15 protein-coding genes are annotated in these 15875 nt (G+C 63.9%); 8 read left to right on the top strand and 7 right to left on the bottom strand.

All coding sequences use genetic code 11. From position 1 onward, the window contains the following. Positions 1 to 41: 41 nt before the first annotated feature. Together AC1DXU_RS18530 and AC1DXU_RS18525 are read left to right on the top strand one after the other, a co-directional pair. Entirely contained in the window at positions 42 to 782 is a 741-nt protein-coding gene (locus tag AC1DXU_RS18530) for a GntR family transcriptional regulator (RefSeq protein WP_477311045.1), read from the top strand. 81 nt (positions 783 to 863) lie between these two features. Next, the gene (locus AC1DXU_RS18525; RefSeq protein WP_477371201.1) at positions 864 to 2390 is read left to right on the top strand and encodes a malonate--CoA ligase; all 1527 of its coding nucleotides are present in this window, start codon (positions 864 to 866) and stop codon (positions 2388 to 2390) included. Positions 2391 to 2451: 61 nt separating this feature from the next. Here AC1DXU_RS18525 and AC1DXU_RS18520 read toward each other — a convergent pair whose 3' ends face one another. The 5 genes from AC1DXU_RS18520 to AC1DXU_RS18500 are packed head-to-tail and all read right to left on the bottom strand — an operon-like array spanning position 2452 to position 7438. Beyond that, entirely contained in the window at positions 2452 to 3564 is a 1113-nt protein-coding gene (locus AC1DXU_RS18520; RefSeq protein WP_477371198.1) for an NAD(P)/FAD-dependent oxidoreductase, read from the bottom strand. A 10-nt stretch (positions 3565 to 3574) separates the two neighbouring features. Then, positions 3575 to 4753, bottom strand: a complete 1179-nt coding sequence (gene nagA, locus AC1DXU_RS18515; protein WP_477371195.1) for an N-acetylglucosamine-6-phosphate deacetylase — start codon at positions 4751 to 4753, stop codon at positions 3575 to 3577. Further along, positions 4750 to 5781 (bottom strand): SIS domain-containing protein, encoded by a 1032-nt coding sequence (locus AC1DXU_RS18510; protein ID WP_477371192.1) that lies wholly within the window; start codon positions 5779 to 5781, stop codon positions 4750 to 4752. Before AC1DXU_RS18510 ends, nagA begins: the two co-directional genes overlap by 4 nt. Further along, the gene (locus tag AC1DXU_RS18505; protein ID WP_477311035.1) at positions 5778 to 6560 is read right to left on the bottom strand and encodes a GntR family transcriptional regulator; all 783 of its coding nucleotides are present in this window, start codon (positions 6558 to 6560) and stop codon (positions 5778 to 5780) included. The genes AC1DXU_RS18510 and AC1DXU_RS18505 overlap by 4 nt, the downstream gene beginning before the upstream one ends. Next, positions 6557 to 7438, bottom strand: coding sequence for a glucosamine kinase nucleotide-binding domain-containing protein (locus AC1DXU_RS18500; RefSeq protein ID WP_477371189.1), 882 nt, complete (start codon positions 7436 to 7438; stop codon positions 6557 to 6559). The genes AC1DXU_RS18505 and AC1DXU_RS18500 overlap by 4 nt, the downstream gene beginning before the upstream one ends. A 198-nt stretch (positions 7439 to 7636) precedes the next feature. On the opposite strand from AC1DXU_RS18500, the gene AC1DXU_RS18495 reads away from it, so the two are divergent. From AC1DXU_RS18495 to AC1DXU_RS18470, 6 genes are all read left to right on the top strand, one after another. After that, positions 7637 to 8593 carry an N-acetylmuramic acid 6-phosphate etherase gene (locus AC1DXU_RS18495; RefSeq protein ID WP_477371185.1) on the top strand — a complete coding sequence of 319 codons (957 nt, stop codon included), beginning with the start codon at positions 7637 to 7639 and terminating at the stop codon, positions 8591 to 8593. A gap of 2 nt (positions 8594 to 8595) precedes the next feature. Continuing rightward, complete coding sequence (locus AC1DXU_RS18490; RefSeq protein WP_477371182.1) at positions 8596 to 9855, top strand: ABC transporter substrate-binding protein; 1260 nt, start codon at positions 8596 to 8598, stop codon at positions 9853 to 9855. Positions 9856 to 10082: 227 nt separating this feature from the next. Then, entirely contained in the window at positions 10083 to 11012 is a 930-nt protein-coding gene (locus tag AC1DXU_RS18485; protein WP_477311029.1) for a carbohydrate ABC transporter permease, read from the top strand. Positions 11013 to 11022: 10 nt separating this feature from the next. Continuing rightward, positions 11023 to 11862, top strand: coding sequence for a carbohydrate ABC transporter permease (locus AC1DXU_RS18480; RefSeq protein ID WP_477371179.1), 840 nt, complete (start codon positions 11023 to 11025; stop codon positions 11860 to 11862). Beyond that, the gene (locus AC1DXU_RS18475) at positions 11859 to 12920 is read left to right on the top strand and encodes a Gfo/Idh/MocA family protein (protein WP_477371176.1); all 1062 of its coding nucleotides are present in this window, start codon (positions 11859 to 11861) and stop codon (positions 12918 to 12920) included. Before AC1DXU_RS18480 ends, AC1DXU_RS18475 begins: the two co-directional genes overlap by 4 nt. Before the next feature lie 15 nt (positions 12921 to 12935). Next, positions 12936 to 13934 (top strand): ABC transporter ATP-binding protein, encoded by a 999-nt coding sequence (locus AC1DXU_RS18470; protein ID WP_477371173.1) that lies wholly within the window; start codon positions 12936 to 12938, stop codon positions 13932 to 13934. 79 nt (positions 13935 to 14013) lie between these two features. On the opposite strand, the gene AC1DXU_RS18465 is transcribed toward AC1DXU_RS18470, so the two are convergent. Both AC1DXU_RS18465 and AC1DXU_RS18460 read right to left on the bottom strand, forming a co-directional pair. Next, positions 14014 to 14859 (bottom strand): fumarylacetoacetate hydrolase family protein, encoded by an 846-nt coding sequence (locus tag AC1DXU_RS18465; protein WP_477371171.1) that lies wholly within the window; start codon positions 14857 to 14859, stop codon positions 14014 to 14016. Between the two features lie 212 nt (positions 14860 to 15071). Further along, positions 15072 to 15803: an SDR family oxidoreductase gene (locus tag AC1DXU_RS18460; protein ID WP_477371168.1), complete on the bottom strand. Its 732-nt coding sequence runs from the start codon at positions 15801 to 15803 to the stop codon at positions 15072 to 15074. Positions 15804 to 15875 lie beyond the last annotated feature (72 nt).

Below are 15875 nucleotides of genomic sequence, written 5' to 3'. Positions count from 1 at the left end.
GACAGGATTTGCCAGAGCCAAAATAGACGACAGGAGTCAACTTGACCTATGGAACCGCCGATCTAGGCGACGAAGGCACGGGGTCGAAGGGCACGCTTGCCAGCGCCGTCTACAGTCAACTTCGCGACGACCTCCTGCGGGGCGTGCTTGAAAGCGAGAGCAAGCTGCGGGTCGAATGGGTGGTTTCCCGGTATGGCGCTGGTGCCTCGCCCGTTCGCGAAGCCCTCAACCGGCTTGCGTCGGAAGGTCTTCTGGGCAGGCATGACCAGCGCGGCTTCTTCCTCATGCCGGTCAGCGCGGAGGAATTGGAGGAGCTGACGCGCACCCGCTGCTGGTTGGAAGAGCGGGCGCTTCGCGAATCCATCGCCCGCCGCACCGGCGAATGGGAAGAACAGCTGGTGCTGGCGCTGCATCGGCTGGCGCGCGCGCAACGCCGCTTGTCCGAGGATTCCTCGTCGAACGATCCGGAATGGGAGAAGTTACATCGTGCCTTCCACCGCGGGCTGATTTCGGCCTGCCGGTCGCACTGGCTGATTGGTTTCTGCGACCAGCTTTCCGACCAGGCCTCGCGCTATCGGCTGATCTCGCAGGATAACAGCGATCGCGATGATCTCGGCGAGCACCGACTGATCGCCGAACGCGCCCTGGATGGCGATGCCGATGGCGCTGTTGAAGCCTTGCTCAACCACTACCGCCTGACGGCGGCCATGTGCATGGAGCGCTTCAGCCAGAGCGGCGATCCAAGGGCAAGCGCCACCAAGGCACTGCGTGCCCGGAAATAGCTGCCGGAACAAGATAATTTTTGTGGCGCATGCCCCTGAAGTCAGGATTCCCCTTTTCGGGACCATGGTCTAGGGAAGATCATGAGCAATCACCTGTTTGACGCGTTTCGCGCCCGGATGCCCGAGCCCGAGCGGCTCCTAATGGAGACGGATGACGGGCGATCGATCAGCTACGGCGATATGCTGGCGCGATCAGCGCAACTGGCGCAGGCGCTGACGCTATTGGGCGTCAAAGCGGGCGACCGCGTTGCCGTGCAGGTCGAGAAAAGCCCGGAGGCCGTTTTTCTCTACCTCGCCTGCCTGCGCGCCGGCGCCGTCTTCCTGCCGCTCAACACCGCCTACACGCTGACGGAACTCGGCTATTTCTTCGGCGATGCCGAACCGCGGCTGGTCGTCTGCGATCCGGCACGGGTGGCAGAGATCGGGCCGCTGGCCGAGGCGTCTGGCGCCATCACCGTTACGCTCGGCCGCAGCGGCGAAGGCTCGCTGACCGATCGCGCCGCGCAACAGCCCGTGGATTTCGACGATGTGGCGCGCGGACCGGACGATCTTGCGGCGATCCTCTACACGTCGGGCACGACCGGCCGATCGAAGGGCGCCATGCTCAGCCACGAAAACCTGGCGTCCAATGCGCGGGTGCTGGTCGAGCAATGGCGCTTCACCAGCAAAGACGTGCTGATCCACGCGCTGCCGATCTTCCACACCCACGGCCTGTTCGTCGCCACCAACGTCATCCTGACGGCCGGCGGCGCGATGCTGTTCGAAAGCAGATTCGACCCGGCCCGGATTGTCTCGCTTTTGCCGCGCGCAACAGTGCTGATGGGCGTGCCGACCTTCTATGTCAGGCTGCTGCAACAGGACAGCTTGAACCGGCAAGCGGCGGAAAACATCCGCCTGTTCATTTCCGGGTCGGCGCCGCTGCTGGCCGAGACGCATGCGGCCTGGCGCGAGCGCACCGGCCACGCCATCCTCGAGCGTTACGGCATGACCGAGACCAATATGAACACGTCGAACCCCTATGAGGGCGAGCGGCGCGCCGGCACGGTCGGTTTTCCCTTGCCAGGTGTCGCGCTTCGTATTGCCGACCCCGACAACGGCGAAACGCTTGCCCAGGGCGAGATCGGCATGATCGAGGTGAAAGGCCCGAATGTGTTCTCCGGTTACTGGCGCATGCCGGAGAAGACCAAGGCGGAGTTCCGCGACGACGGCTTCTTCATATCAGGCGATCTCGGGCTGATCGATGCCGATGGCTACGTGCACATTGTCGGGCGCGGCAAGGACCTGATCATTTCCGGCGGCTATAACATCTATCCCAAGGAAGTCGAAAGCGAGATCGACGCGCTGCCCGGCGTTGCCGAGAGTGCCGTGATCGGCGTTGCCCATCCGGATTTCGGCGAGGGCGTCACCGCAATCGTGGTGCGGGCGCCGGCCTCGACCATCGGCGCTGCCGAGATCCTCAGTGCCATCGCCGGCCGGATCGCAAAATACAAGCACCCGAAGCGGGTGATTTTCGTCGAGGAGCTGCCGCGCAACACGATGGGCAAGGTGCAGAAGAACCTGTTGCGCGACACCTACAGGGATATCTACGCTCCTTCAAAAGCCGGCTAATTATCTGAGCCTGACGTCGCGACTCAATTGGCAGCCGCCAACCCTGGTTCTCCGGCGTTGATCAGCTCGGATACAAAATTTCGCAGACATGCTCGGCAATGGCCAGGCTCGACGTCAGTCCCGGGCTCTCGATGCCGAACAGATTAACGATCTGGCCGGCGCCGTGGTCGGCCGGACCTTGCACCATGAAATCGGCGGCGGGCTGACCCGGACCGGAGAGTTTTGGCCTGACGCCGGCATAGGCCGGTTGCAGCGCGCCATCCGCGAGGCCCGGCCAATAGCGCCTGATCTCATCGTAGAAGATATCGCCGCGGTCGGGATCGACCGTATAGTCGACGCGATCGATCCATTCGACATCAGGGCCGAAGCGGGCGCTGCCGCCGAGGTCGAGCGTGAGATGGACGCCGAGGCCGCCATCGACCGGGACCGGGTAGATCAGCCGCGAGAAGGGCGACCGGCCCGACAGAGCAAAATAATTGCCGCGCGCCAGCCATAGCGGTGGGATCTTGGCTTGCGGGAAACCCTCGATGCGGCCGGCCAGGGCCTGCGCGTCGAGGCCGGTCGCGTTGACGAAAGCGCCGGCCTCCAGTTCGAAGGCTTCACCGTCGGCACCCTGGGTCAGGATTTCCACCCCGTCGGGCGAAACCGCCGCACCCGTAACAGCGGTCAGGAAGGCGAAGGAGGCGCCGGCGGCTTCCGCATCACCGCGCAGCGACAGCATCAGTGCCTGGCTGTCGACAATGCCGGTCGACGGCGACAGAAGCGCGCCGGCGCAATGCAGCGCGGGTTCGAGGCTCTCGGCCTCAGCGCGCGTCAAAAGGTCGAGATCGATAACGCCGCAGCGTTCGGCATTGGCCTGGATCGCCCGCAGCCGGTCGAGTTGGGTCGGTTCGACAGCGACGATCAGCTTGCCGCTACGCGCATGGCCGATGTTGCGGTCACGGCAATAGGCATAGAGGCGCTGGCGGCCTTCGACGCAGAGGCGGGATTTCAGGCTGCCCGGCGCATAGTAGATTCCGGAATGGATGACTTCCGAATTGCGCGAACTGATCGCGGTGCCGATGGCATCGGCCTTTTCGATCACCAGCACCTCGCGCCCCGACAAGGCAATCGCCCGCGCGATGGCGAGGCCCACGACACCTGCCCCGGCGACAACGCAATCGACTGCCTGCATAGGCTCGCTCTCAGTGCAGAGTGCCGGCGGCGACTCCAAAAACCTTGTTGCCGCCGATCCAAACGTCCCTGACGTCCAGATCATCCGACAACGCGACAATATCGGCTGCGGTGCCGTTGGCAAAGCGGCCAAGCCGGTGCGACTGGCCAATGGCTTGCGCCGGATAGAGCGACGCCATGCGCAGCGCTTCCGAGAGGTCCAGTCCGACAATGCGGTGGACGTATCGAACCGCGGAGATCATGTCGAGATCGGCGCCCGCCAGTGTTCCGTCGGCAAGCCGCAGGCTGCCGTCCTTGCGGTAGATGATGCGGCCGTTGAGCGTAAACGAGGTCATGTCGGTGCCGATCGTGGCCATGGCGTCGGTGACCAGCACAATTTTGCCCGGACCCTGCTTGGCGCGCAGCGCGATCACCATAGTGGCCGGATCGACATGGATGCCATCGGCGATGATGCCGGCGAAAAGCGTGCCGATGTCGATGGCGGCGCCCGCCAGCCCGGGCTCGCGGTTGCCGATCTGGCTCATGGCGTTGAAAAGATGCGTGACCACCGAGGCACCCGCATCGGCGAAGGCGCGGGCATTGGCGTAACCGGTGTCGGAATGGCCCAGGCTGACGACGACGCCGGCCTTGGTCAGCGCTGAAACACGCGCCGGCTCGACCGATTCAGGCGCGATCGTCGTCAGCAGCACCGGCAGTTTTTTCCGCGCCGCGATCAATGCCGCCTGGTCGGCGTCGAGCATCGGCCGGATCAACGCCGGGTCGTGCGCGCCCTTGCGGGCGACCGACAGATGCGGGCCTTCAAGATGCAGGCCCAAAAAGCCCGGCAGCTTTTGCCGCGCGGCGTCTGCTCCGGCCGCAATCGCCGCGGCGGTGATGGCAGGCGTGTCGGTGATCAGTGTCGGCAGCAGCGCCGTGGTGCCGAACGGCATGTGTGCGCGGCAGATGGTTTCGATCGAGGCGACATCGGGATGGTCGTTGAGCATGACGCCGCCGCCGCCATTGACCTGCAGGTCGACGAAACCAGGCACCAGCATGCCACCGCCGGTCTCTACTCTGCGAACGCCGGACGGAATGGCGCCGGCGGCAATGATGGCTTCGACCAGGCCGTCGCGCACGACAAGGGCCGCGTTGTCGTGCCAGTCATCGCCATCGAATATGCGGGCACCAGTCAGGGCAAAACGGTCGCTCATACGGTTTCCGTCACCTTGCGCAGATTGCGCGGCACATCGGGATCGAGGCCGCGATGGCGGGCAAAAGCCTCGACGAAACCATAGAAGGACACGATCAGTGCCAGCGGGTCGGTCAGCGGATGGCCGGTGGCGACATGCGGCAATGGCCGCGCGCTCCTGGACTTGTCCGACGTCACGAAGACGGCGGCGCCCTTGCCGGCAAGGCTGTCCGCCGCCTCGGCCACGGACGGCTCCGAGGCATCGCGGGCAGCCAGCGCCAGCACCGGAAAGCCCGGCCCGACCAGCGCCAGCGGGCCATGCATGACCTCGGCGGCGCTGTAGGCCTCGGCATGCATGCCGCAGGTCTCCTTGAACTTTAGCGCCGCCTCGTTGGCCATCGCCGCGGACGGGCCACGGCCGAGTATGAACAGCGACTGCGGTGTCTCCAGCGCGCCGGCCAGCGCCATCCAGTCGCAAGCGATCGCCCTGCCGAGTTGCTCGGGCAGGCGGGCAAGAGCGGCCAGCAGCTTGTCGTCGCCAGTGCAATGCGCCATCAACGCCAGACCGGCCACCGCCGAATTGACGAAGGTTTTCGTCGCCGCGACGCTGCGTTCGGGCCCGGCCAGAATGTCGATCGCGTAATCCGAGGCTTGTGCCAGCGGCGAAGCGGCGGTGTTGGTGATCGCGACGGTGAGCGCGCCGCCGGCCCGCGCGGCTTGCGCCATCGCAACGATGTCCGGGCTCTTGCCCGACTGCGAAATGGCCAGGCAAGCGGAGCCGCCGAGCCTGAGTTTGGCGCCATAGATCGAGGCGATCGACGGACCGACGGAAGCGACGGCCAGACCGGCGGTCAGTTCCACCGCATATTTCATGAAGGTCGCGGCATGATCGGAGGAGCCGCGTGCTACGGTGACAATAAAATGCGGATTGCGTTCGCGAATGCCGCGCCCGGCCTCGGCCAGCACGGCTGCCGAACCGTCGAGCAGGCGGGCGACGGCCTCCGGGATCTCCTCGATTTCGCGCCGCATATGGGTGGTGGTTATGCTCATGGCCGGCCCTCTTCGCCCGGCCCGCTCAGCCGGAGTTCGGCGACGAAATCATAGGCGTCGCCCCTGTAGATGGAGCGGGTGAATTCGATCACCTTGCCGCTCGCCAGATAGGAAATGCGTTCGATGTGCAGGCCGGCGATGCCTGGCGGCACCTCCAGAAGGCGCGCATCACTGTCGCCGAGATTGGCGGCCGAGATGCGCTGTACCGCCCGCACCGGCCGGTTGCCCGTCGTCTCCAGCGCCGCGTAGAGCGACGAGCCAATTGCAGCGGGATCCGGCAGCACGCTGGCCGACAGCGAGGCGCGTTCGATCGCTAGTGGCGTGTCGTTGGCGATGCGCAGGCGGGCCACGCGCGCCACGAGTTCGTTCGACGACAGGCCAAGCACCATCATCTCGTCGGGAGACGGCGCATAGAGGCCACGGTCGAGCCAGGCGGAACGCACATCCATGCCGCGCCGCGCCATGTCTTCGGTAAAGGAGGTGAGCCGGGACAGCGACTGCTCGACGCGTTCCATGCGCGGCGCCACGAAAGTGCCGGAGCCATGGCGCTGGACGAGGATGCCGCCCTTGACCAGATCCTGCACCGCCTTGCGCACGGTGACGCGCGAAATGTCGGCCTTGGTGGCGATATCACGCTCCGACGGCAGTGCGTCGCCCGGCCCGATCAGGCCTCGATTGACCGCGTCCTCAATGCTTTTCCTCAGCTGCAGATAGAGCGGCGCGCCGCTTTGCGACGACTGTCTCAGCGTGGCAAAAATCTGGTCGGCGGCCTCGCTCATCGCGCCGCCTCCGACGCTTTGGCGAAAATACGTACCGCCATCTGCACCGCGCCGCCCAGCGCATCGTCGAGCGGCGGCTTCAGCAGCGCCCGATAGCGCGTCGACAGGCGGGGCGCATAGAGCGGCGCCAGCCCGCCGAGCAGGCAGAGCGGGGCTTCGCCCGAGAGATCGAGCGCACCAAGTGCTGCCGCGACATCGGCGACCGCTTTGTCGAGAATCCAGTTGGCGACGGCGTCGCCCTTTTCGGCATGGTCGAAGACCTTTGGCGCGAAGCCGCCGAAATCGCCGGGCTTGGCGTTGGTGGTGAACTCGACCACGTCTTCGGGATTGTTGCGGAAGATGGCGAGCATGGCTTGCGTCAGCGGCGACCCTTCGCGGATGCCGTCATGGGCCAGCAACGTCTGCTCGAGCAGGTCGCGGCCGATGCGGGCACCGCTGCCCTGGTCGCCGACCTGAAAACCCCAGCCGCCGATGGCGCGCGACTTGCCGTTCTTTCGCGCCATATAGGCGGTGCCGGTGCCGAGGATGGCCATGGCGCCGTCGCCGGAGCCGACAGCGCCTTCCAGCGCGATCTCGGCATCGGTCTCGACGCGGCTCTGGCTGAACGGCAGGATCGCTTCGAGCTGCTGCCTATAGGTGCCGACATTGGCGCCGGCGAGGCCGAGAATGGCTGGGGTTTGCGGGATCAGTCCGGGATCCTGGCCGGCGGCGACAAAGGCCTGGCGTGCCGCATCGACGATATTGGTACGGGCGCCGGTGAGATCGGTGCGGATGTTGGCGGCACCACTTTTGGCGCGGCCGACAACGATGCCGTCTGCCGTCGCAAGGGCTGCCCTGCAGCTGGTGCCGCCGCCATCGATACCGAGCACGAAATTCACGCGATTTCTCCTCCGGGCGGATAATACCAATAAAATACCAATAGCCAAGGATTAATTTCCGTTTCAAAAAGATTAAGCCGTATTTTATTGAAAAATCAGCGAATTTTGTCGTGAGCCCGGCTCCGGCGCAACGAATTCGTTAATGCGTGTAGACAAGTGGTATTTTTTTGGTATTGTTCCCCAATCGGAGGAAACAGGATGGCCGACACGCGCACCGAAGCGCTTCATCAGAATGCCGAGGGACTGGACATCCAGGCCCCGGACGCCATCCTTTCCTATCTGGCCAATGCGCAGATCGAGGCCGCCAAGGCCGTGCGCGGCGCCATTCCCGCTATCGCCCAGGCAGCAGAGATCATCGCCAGCCGCTTGAACGGCGGCGGCAAGCTCGCCTATGCGGCGGCCGGCAGTTCAGGCCTGATGGCGCTGGCCGATGCGCTGGAGTTGCCCGGCACTTTCGGCATCCAGCGCGAGCGCATCGCCATCCTGATCGCTGGCGGCGACGCAGCCTTCAAGACGCTGGCCGGCGGGCCGGAGGACGACATCGACGAAGCTTCGGCAGCAATTGCCAATGCCGGCATCGGCAAGGGTGACTGCCTGATCGCCATCTCGGCCAGCGGCTCGACACCTTATGCGGTCATGGCGCTCGAAGAGGCCAGGCGCCTGGGTGCGGCGACCATCGCCATCGCCAACAACAAGGACACGCCGCTGCTGCGGCTGGCCGATGTTGCGATATTGCTTGAAACACCGCCGGAGGTGATTGCCGGCTCGACGCGCATGGGCGCCGGCACCGCGCAGAAGATCGCCCTCAACATGCTGTCGACGCTGGCCGCCATCCATCTCGGCCATGTCCATGACGGCTACATGGTCAATCTCACCGCCGACAACATCAAGCTGCGCGACCGCGCGGCGCGCATCGTCGCCGCCATCAGCGGGCGCGACAAGCAAGACGCGGCGCGCCTGCTCGAAAAGAGCGGCGGCGTTGTCAAGACTGCCATTCTGCTCGCCGCCGGCGCTGCCAACGCCGATGCGGCCGAGAAGATACTGGAAGGGACCGGCCAGAAGCTGCGGCCAGCACTTTCCGCGATTGAGGGGAACAAGGGCACGAAGGCCCCCGTTCTCAAAACCGAACCTGAAAAAGGTCAACAGGGAGACTAAGCATGACTACGAAACTACTGACGGCACTGCTGCTCGGCACCAGCATTCTCGGCACCGCCGGGGTGGCTTACGCCGATGACGTAACGCTCAACATCGAAAGCTGGCGCGGCGACGACCTTGCCATCTGGAAGGACAAGCTGATCCCGGCTTTCGAAGCCAAGAACCCGGGCATCAAGGTGGTGTTCGCACCGTCGGCGCCGACCGAATATGACGCAGCCCTCGGTGCCAAGCTGGCCGCCGGCTCTGCGGGCGACCTGATCACCTGCCGCCCGTTCGACAAGTCGCTTGAACTCTACAAGAAGGGCAACCTCACCGACCTGTCGGCGCTGCCCGGCATGGAGAACTTCTCGCCCGTCGCCAAGGCCGCCTGGCAGACCGACGACGGCAAGGCGAGCTTCTGCGTACCGATGGCCTCGGTCATCCACGGCTTCATCTACAACAAGGACGCCTTCGACAAGCTCGGCATCAAGATTCCGACCACCAATGAGGAATTCTACGCCGCGCTCGACAAGATCAAGGCCGACGGCACTTACATTCCGATGGCGATGGGCACCAAGGATCTCTGGGAAGCCGCGACCATGGGCTACCAGAACATCGGCCCGAACTACTGGAAGGGCGAGGAAGGCCGCGCTGCCCTGATCAAGGGCGAGCAGAAGCTGACCGACGCCGACTGGGTCGCACCCTATGCAGAACTCGCCAAGTGGAAGCCCTATCTCGGCGACGGTTTCGAAGCCCAGACCTATCCGGACAGCCAGAACCTGTTCACGCTCGGCCGCGCCGCCATCTACCCGGCCGGCTCGTGGGAGATCGGCCTGTTCAACACGCAGGCGCAGTTCAAGATGGGCGCCTTCCCGCCGCCGGTGCAGAAGGCCGGCGACACCTGCTACATCTCCGACCATACCGACATCGGCATGGGCCTGAATGCAGCGTCGAAGAACGCCGATGCGGCCAAGACCTTCCTGTCGTGGGTCGCCTCGCCGGACTTCGCCACCATCTACGCCAACGCACTGCCGGGCTTCTTCAGCCTGAATTCCACCCCGGTGAAGATGGCGGACCCGCTGGCGCAGGAATTCGTTTCCTGGCGCGACAAGTGCAAGTCGACGATCCGCTCGACCTACCAGATCCTGTCGCGCGGCACGCCGAACCTCGAGAACGAGACGTGGGTTGAATCGGCCAACGTCATCAACGGCACCGATACGCCGGAAGCTGCCGCCAAGAAGCTGCAGGACGGCCTCGACAGCTGGTACAAGCCGGCAAAGTAAGAGCTCAGGCAACGGACCGGCCGGGCATAGGCCCGGCCGGCTTTCAGATCTCAGATAGCGATTGTCGGCAACGCCTCTCGGCCTTACCCTGCTCTGCGTGGGAAAGGCTGGCTGACCTATCGCAAGCCTTTGTTCTTCCCCGTCCGGGCAAGGACATTCGGGCCGTGCATCGAGGCATCATCTAGCATCGCACCCTTTGGAACCGAGAGACGGCGGGGACCGAACTCATGGCCGCAGACACACGACCGAAACGACCCTTTCGCTGGCATATCGGCGTCTTCCTGGCGCCGGCGCTGCTGGTCTATACGGCGATCATGATCCTGCCGCTGGCCGGCACGCTGCAGCTGTCGCTGTTCCGCAACATCGACCAGAACCAGGTCTTCGTCGGGTTGCAGAATTTCCGCACGCTGTTCGGCGATCCCAACTGGTCGGTGAATTTCTGGAACGCGCTCAGGAACAACACCTGGTTCTTCATCATCCACATGCTGGTGCAGAACCCGATCGGCGTGCTTCTGGCGGCATTGCTGTCCAGCCCGAGGCTGAGATTCGCCGCCTTCTACCGCACGGCGATCTTCGTGCCGACGATCCTGTCGTTCGTCATTGTCGGCTTCGCCTGGAAGCTGATCCTGTCGCCGCTGTGGGGCGTGGCGCCGCATATGCTCGATCTTGTCGGCCTGAAAAGCCTGTTCACGCCATGGCTCGGCAAGGAGCAGTACGCCCTAACCACGCTCAGCCTGATCTCGGTGTGGCAGTTCGTCGGCATTCCGATGATGCTGATCTATGCCGCGCTGCTATCGATCCCCGAAGAGGTGATCGAAGCGGCCGAATGCGATGGCATCACCGGCATGTCGCAGTTCTGGAAGATCAAGCTGCCGCTGATCCTGCCGTCGATCGGCATCATCTCGATCCTGACCTTCGTCGGCAATTTCAACGCCTTCGACCTGATCTACACTGCGCAAGGCGCGCTGGCCGGGCCGAACTATTCGACCGATATTCTCGGCACCTTCCTCTACCGCGCCTTCTTCGGCTTCCAGCTGCAGGTCGGCGATCCCAATATGGGCGCGGCGATCGCCACGATGATGTTCCTGATCATCCTTGGCGGTGTCTGCGTCTACCTGTTCCTCGTGCAGACGCGCTTGCGTCGCTACCAGTTCTGAGGAGCGCAAGATGAGCACCGCCACCCGTTCCCTGCCCCGCACCATCGGCGCCCACGCGATCCTGTTGACCTACACAGTGATCGCGCTGTTCCCGGTGATCCTGGTCATCATGAATTCGTTCAAATCCCGCGCCGGCATCTTCAGCGAGCCGCTGACGCCGCCGACGCCAAAAACCTTCGACCTGATCGGCTACACCACGGTCATCGGCCAGGGCGACTTCATCCACTATTTCCAGAACAGCCTTGTCGTCACCGTCGCCTCGCTGTTCTTCGTGCTGCTGTTCGGCGCCATGGCCGCCTTTTCCCTGTCGGAATACCGCTTTCGCGGCAATTCGCTGATGGGGCTCTATCTGGCGCTCGGCATCATGATCCCGATCCGTCTCGGCACCGTCGCCATCCTGCAATTGATGGTGGCGAGCGGGCTGGTCAACACGCTGACGGCGCTGATCCTGGTCTACACGGCACAGGGCCTGCCGCTGGCGGTCTTCATCCTGTCGGAATTCATGAAGCAGGTGTCCGACGATTTGAAGAATGCCGGCCGCATCGACGGGCTGTCCGAATACACTATCTTCTTCCGGCTGGTGCTGCCGCTGGTGCGGCCCTCGATGGCAACGGTCGCCGTCTTCACCATGATCCCGATCTGGAACGATCTGTGGTTCCCGCTGATCCTGGCGCCGTCGGAAGAGACCAAGACGGTGACGCTCGGCGCGCAATTGTTCCTTGGCCAGTTCGTCACCAACTGGAACGCCATCCTGGCCGCGCTGTCGCTGGCGATCATGCCGGTGCTGGTCCTCTACGTCATCTTCTCGCGGCAGCTGATCCGCGGCATTACTTCCGGAGCCGTCAAGTGAGTTTCGAAAAGCCTCTACGCGTCGTCGTCGCCGGCCTCGGCAATATGGGCCGCAGCCATGCGCTGGCCTATCACACCAATCCGGGGTTCGAGATCGCGTCGCTGATCAACCGCTCAGACGTGCCGTTGCCGGACGGGCTGTCGGGCTATGGCATCAGGCGTTCCTTCGACGAGGTGCTGCGCGACGAAAAGCCCGATGTCGCCTGCGTCGCCACCTATTCCGACAGCCATGCCGACTATGCGGTCAAGGCATTCGAGGCCGGCTGCCATGTCTTCGTCGAAAAGCCGCTGGCAACGACGGTGGCCGACGCCAAGCGCGTTGTCGCGGCGGCCAAGGCCAACGGCAAGAAACTGGTGATCGGCTATATCCTGCGCCATCACCCGTCCTGGGTCAGGCTGATCGCCGAGGCGCGCAAGCTTGGTGGCCCCTACGTGTTCCGCATGAACCTCAACCAGCAATCCTCGGGGCATACCTGGGACACGCACAAGCAGCTGATGCAGACGACGTCGCCGATCGTCGATTGTGGCGTGCACTATCTCGACGTGATGCTGCAGATCACCGATGCCAGGCCGGTCGAGGTGCGCGGCATGGGGCTACGGCTGACCGAGGAGGTCGCGCCCACAATGTACAATTACGGCCATCTGCAGGTGCTGTTCGACGACGGTTCGGTCGGCTGGTACGAGGCCGGCTGGGGGCCGATGATTTCGGAGACGGCGTTCTTCGTGAAGGACGTCATCTCGCCCAATGGCTGCGTGTCGATCGTCATGAAGGAGGGCGTCAAGTCCGACGACATCGACACCCACACCAAGACCTCGACCATCCGCCTGCACAGTGCGGCGACAGGGCCTGACGGCAAGTTCGTCAAGGAGGACGAGATGCTGTCGATGCAGGGCGAACCGGGCCACCAGGACCTCTGTGACCTCGAACAGGCCTTTGTGCTGAAGGCGGTCCGCGAGAACCTGGATCTCACCCGCCATATGGACGACGCGGTGAAATCGCTCGCTGTCTGCCTTGCCGCCGACGAGAGCGTGCGCAGCGGCGCCGCCGTTAAACTCTAGAATAGGAACGACGCCGTGGGCTCGCTGATAATCGAGAATGTGAAGAAGGCTTTCGGGCCGGTCGAGGTGCTGAAAGGCATCAACCTCGAAGTGAATGACGGTGAATTCGTCGTTTTCGTCGGCCCTTCCGGTTGCGGAAAGTCGACGCTGCTCCGGGTTATTGCCGGGCTGGAGGATTCGACCTCCGGCCGCGTGGTCATCGACGGCGCGGATGTCTCGGCGACGCCGCCGGCCAAGCGCGGTATCGCCATGGTGTTCCAGACCTACGCGCTCTACCCGCATCTGACGGTGAAGAACAATATGGGCCTCGGCCTGAAACAGGCGGGCACGCCGGCGGCCGAGATCGAGCGGCGCATCGGCATCGCCTCGTCAATGCTGTCGCTGGAGCCCTATCTGGAGCGGCGGCCGGCCGAATTGTCCGGTGGCCAGCGCCAACGCGTCGCCATCGGCCGCGCCGTGGTGCGCGAGCCAAAGCTGTTTCTGTTCGACGAACCGCTGTCGAACCTCGATGCCGCGCTCCGCGTCAACACGCGGCTGGAGATTGCGCAGCTGCATCGGCGGCTGAAGGCGACGATGATCTATGTCACTCACGACCAGGTCGAGGCGATGACGCTGGCCGACAAGATCGTGGTGCTGAACGCCGGTAGGATCGAGCAGATCGGCGGACCGATGGAGCTCTACAATTCGCCGGCGAATGAATTCGTTGCCGGCTTCATCGGCTCACCGAAAATGAACTTCGTCGACGGCGCCCGTCTGGGCGAGACGGCGAAGACCATCGGCGTGCGCCCCGAGCACCTGACCGTCGATACGAAATCCGGGGCGTGGAAGGGCACGGTGGTGCACGCCGAGCATCTCGGCGCCGACACCAACCTCTATCTCGACTGCGAAAAGGCCGGGCTTATCACCGTGCGCATTTTCGGCGTCTACAATGCCGAACCCGGCTCGACGCTGTACGCGACGCCGGATCCGGCGAAGACCTATCGGTTTGGAGCGGATGGGAAGGTGTTGAAGTAGAGCAAGGTTGGCGCCGCCCCTCATCCGCCTGCCGGCACCTTCTCCCCGTATAGTGACGGGGAGAAGGAAGAGCTAAGCGCTATACGTCCGCCCTAAACGTCTGCTTCTGCTGGCCCAGGCCCTCGATGCCCAGCTCCACCACATCCCCAGCCTTCAAAAACACCGGCGGCTTCATGCCGAGGCCGACGCCGGGCGGTGTGCCTGTCGAAATAATGTCGCCGGGGTGCAGCGACATGAACTGGCTGAGATAGGAAACGAGATAGGCGACGCCATAGACCATGGTCTTGGTCGAACCGTTCTGCATCGTCTTGCCGTTGACGGTCAGCCACATCTTCAGGTTCTGCGGATCGGCGACCTCGTCCTTGGTGACCAGCCACGGGCCGGTCGGGCCGAACGTGTCGCAGGACTTGCCCTTGGTCCACTGGCCCTGACGCTCGGCCTGGAAGGCGCGCTCGGACACGTCATGGGCGACGGCATAGCCGGCGACATAATCCAGCGCGTCGGCCTCGCTGACATATTTTGCTTTTCTGCCGATGACCACGGCGAGTTCAACCTCCCAGTCGGTCTTCTCGGAGCCGCGCGGGATCAGCACGTCGTCGTCCGGCCCGACAATGGCCGAGCTTGCCTTCATGAAGATGATCGGCTCCGGTGGCACGGTGGCGCCGGTTTCGGCGGCGTGGTCGGAATAGTTGAGGCCGATACAGATGAACTTGCCGGTGCCGGCAACGCAGGCGCCGAGGCGCGGTTTGCCGGAAACGGCCGGCAGCGACTTCGGATCGAGCTTCGACAGCGCGGCGAGCGATGCCGGATCAAGCGCCTTGCCGCTGATGTCGGCGACATGAGCGGAAAGATCGCGGATGGTGCCATCGGCATCGAGCAGACCCGGGCGCTCGCTTCCCATCTCGCCATAGCGCAACAGTTTCATCTAAAACCTTCTCCTACTTGCGGCCCCATGGCCGTTTGCAAACTCTCCGCCAAGGCAATGGCTCCTTGAGGAACCGGCGGACCGTACCCATCAACCCGATCCCGGCAAGCGTGGCCAGCCGGCGAACGAGATTTTCAGACTGCTCGATCCCTATGAACGCCAGAGCGGGATCCGATCCTTCCTGATCTCTCACGATCTTTCCCGAACCGTGGTCAGATCGACCAGCCGCCGTCGATATTATAAGCCTGTCCGGACGTATAGGTTGCACCGGCCAGATAGACGGCGAGGTCGGCGATCTCCTCGGGCGTGCCGAGGCGGCCCATAGGCTGGCGGGCGATGAAGGCTGCACGCGCTGCATCATAGTCGCCTTGCGCATGCATGCGGTCCTGCAGGGACGGGCTTTCGACGGTGCCGGGGCAGATGGCATTGCAGCGTATACCTTTGCCGACATAGTCGGCGGCGATCGCCTTGGTCAGGCCGATGACCGCCGCCTTGGTGACGCCATAGGCGAAACGGTTGGGCACGCCCTTGCCGGCGCCGGCAACCGACGACATGTTGATGATCGAGCCGTCACCACGCTCCAGCATGCCGGGCAGCACCGCCCGGATGGTGCGGATCATGGCGCGGACATTGAGGTTGAAGGCAAAATCGAGGTCGGCGTCCTTCATGTCGAGGATCGAGCCGGAATGAACAAAGCCGGCGCAATTGAACAGCACGTCGACCGGGCCGATCGCGGCAAATCCCGATGTCACCGCCTCGTCGTTCAGCACATCGAGCTTACGGGTCTTGATGCCTGAGGTCTTGGCGAGTTCGGCGAGCAGCGCTTCGTTGATGTCGGTGGCATGGACGACGGCACCCGCTTTGGCGAAAGCCAGTGCGCTCGCCCGGCCGATGCCTTGCGCCGCAGCCGTGACGACAACGGTTTTGCCGGTCAGATCCGCCATTCGTCTTCTCCTCGTCCATTTGCGATCAGCCGGGTTCTACCGGCGAATGGTCGTCACGCACTGTGCCAGGCG

The organism is Mesorhizobium sp. P3_A10 (assembly GCF_056403175.1).
This window is presented reverse-complemented; position numbering and strand designations above follow the sequence as displayed.

Bases quoted from the DNA above. Each gene is read 5' to 3' on its own strand.
- AC1DXU_RS18525 (WP_477371201.1), top strand. From the start codon at position 864: ATGAGCAATCACCTGTTTGACGCGTTTCGCGCCCGGATGCCCGAGCCC.
- AC1DXU_RS18520 (WP_477371198.1), bottom strand. From the start codon at position 3,564: ATGCAGGCAGTCGATTGCGTTGTCGCCGGGGCAGGTGTCGTGGGCCTC.
- nagA (WP_477371195.1), bottom strand. From the start codon at position 4,753: ATGAGCGACCGTTTTGCCCTGACTGGTGCCCGCATATTCGATGGCGAT.
- AC1DXU_RS18510 (WP_477371192.1), bottom strand. From the start codon at position 5,781: ATGAGCATAACCACCACCCATATGCGGCGCGAAATCGAGGAGATCCCG.
- AC1DXU_RS18505 (WP_477311035.1), bottom strand. From the start codon at position 6,560: ATGAGCGAGGCCGCCGACCAGATTTTTGCCACGCTGAGACAGTCGTCG.
- AC1DXU_RS18495 (WP_477371185.1), top strand. From the start codon at position 7,637: ATGGCCGACACGCGCACCGAAGCGCTTCATCAGAATGCCGAGGGACTG.
- AC1DXU_RS18490 (WP_477371182.1), top strand. From the start codon at position 8,596: ATGACTACGAAACTACTGACGGCACTGCTGCTCGGCACCAGCATTCTC.
- AC1DXU_RS18485 (WP_477311029.1), top strand. From the start codon at position 10,083: ATGGCCGCAGACACACGACCGAAACGACCCTTTCGCTGGCATATCGGC.
- AC1DXU_RS18480 (WP_477371179.1), top strand. From the start codon at position 11,023: ATGAGCACCGCCACCCGTTCCCTGCCCCGCACCATCGGCGCCCACGCG.
- AC1DXU_RS18465 (WP_477371171.1), bottom strand. From the start codon at position 14,859: ATGAAACTGTTGCGCTATGGCGAGATGGGAAGCGAGCGCCCGGGTCTG.
- AC1DXU_RS18460 (WP_477371168.1), bottom strand. From the start codon at position 15,803: ATGGCGGATCTGACCGGCAAAACCGTTGTCGTCACGGCTGCGGCGCAA.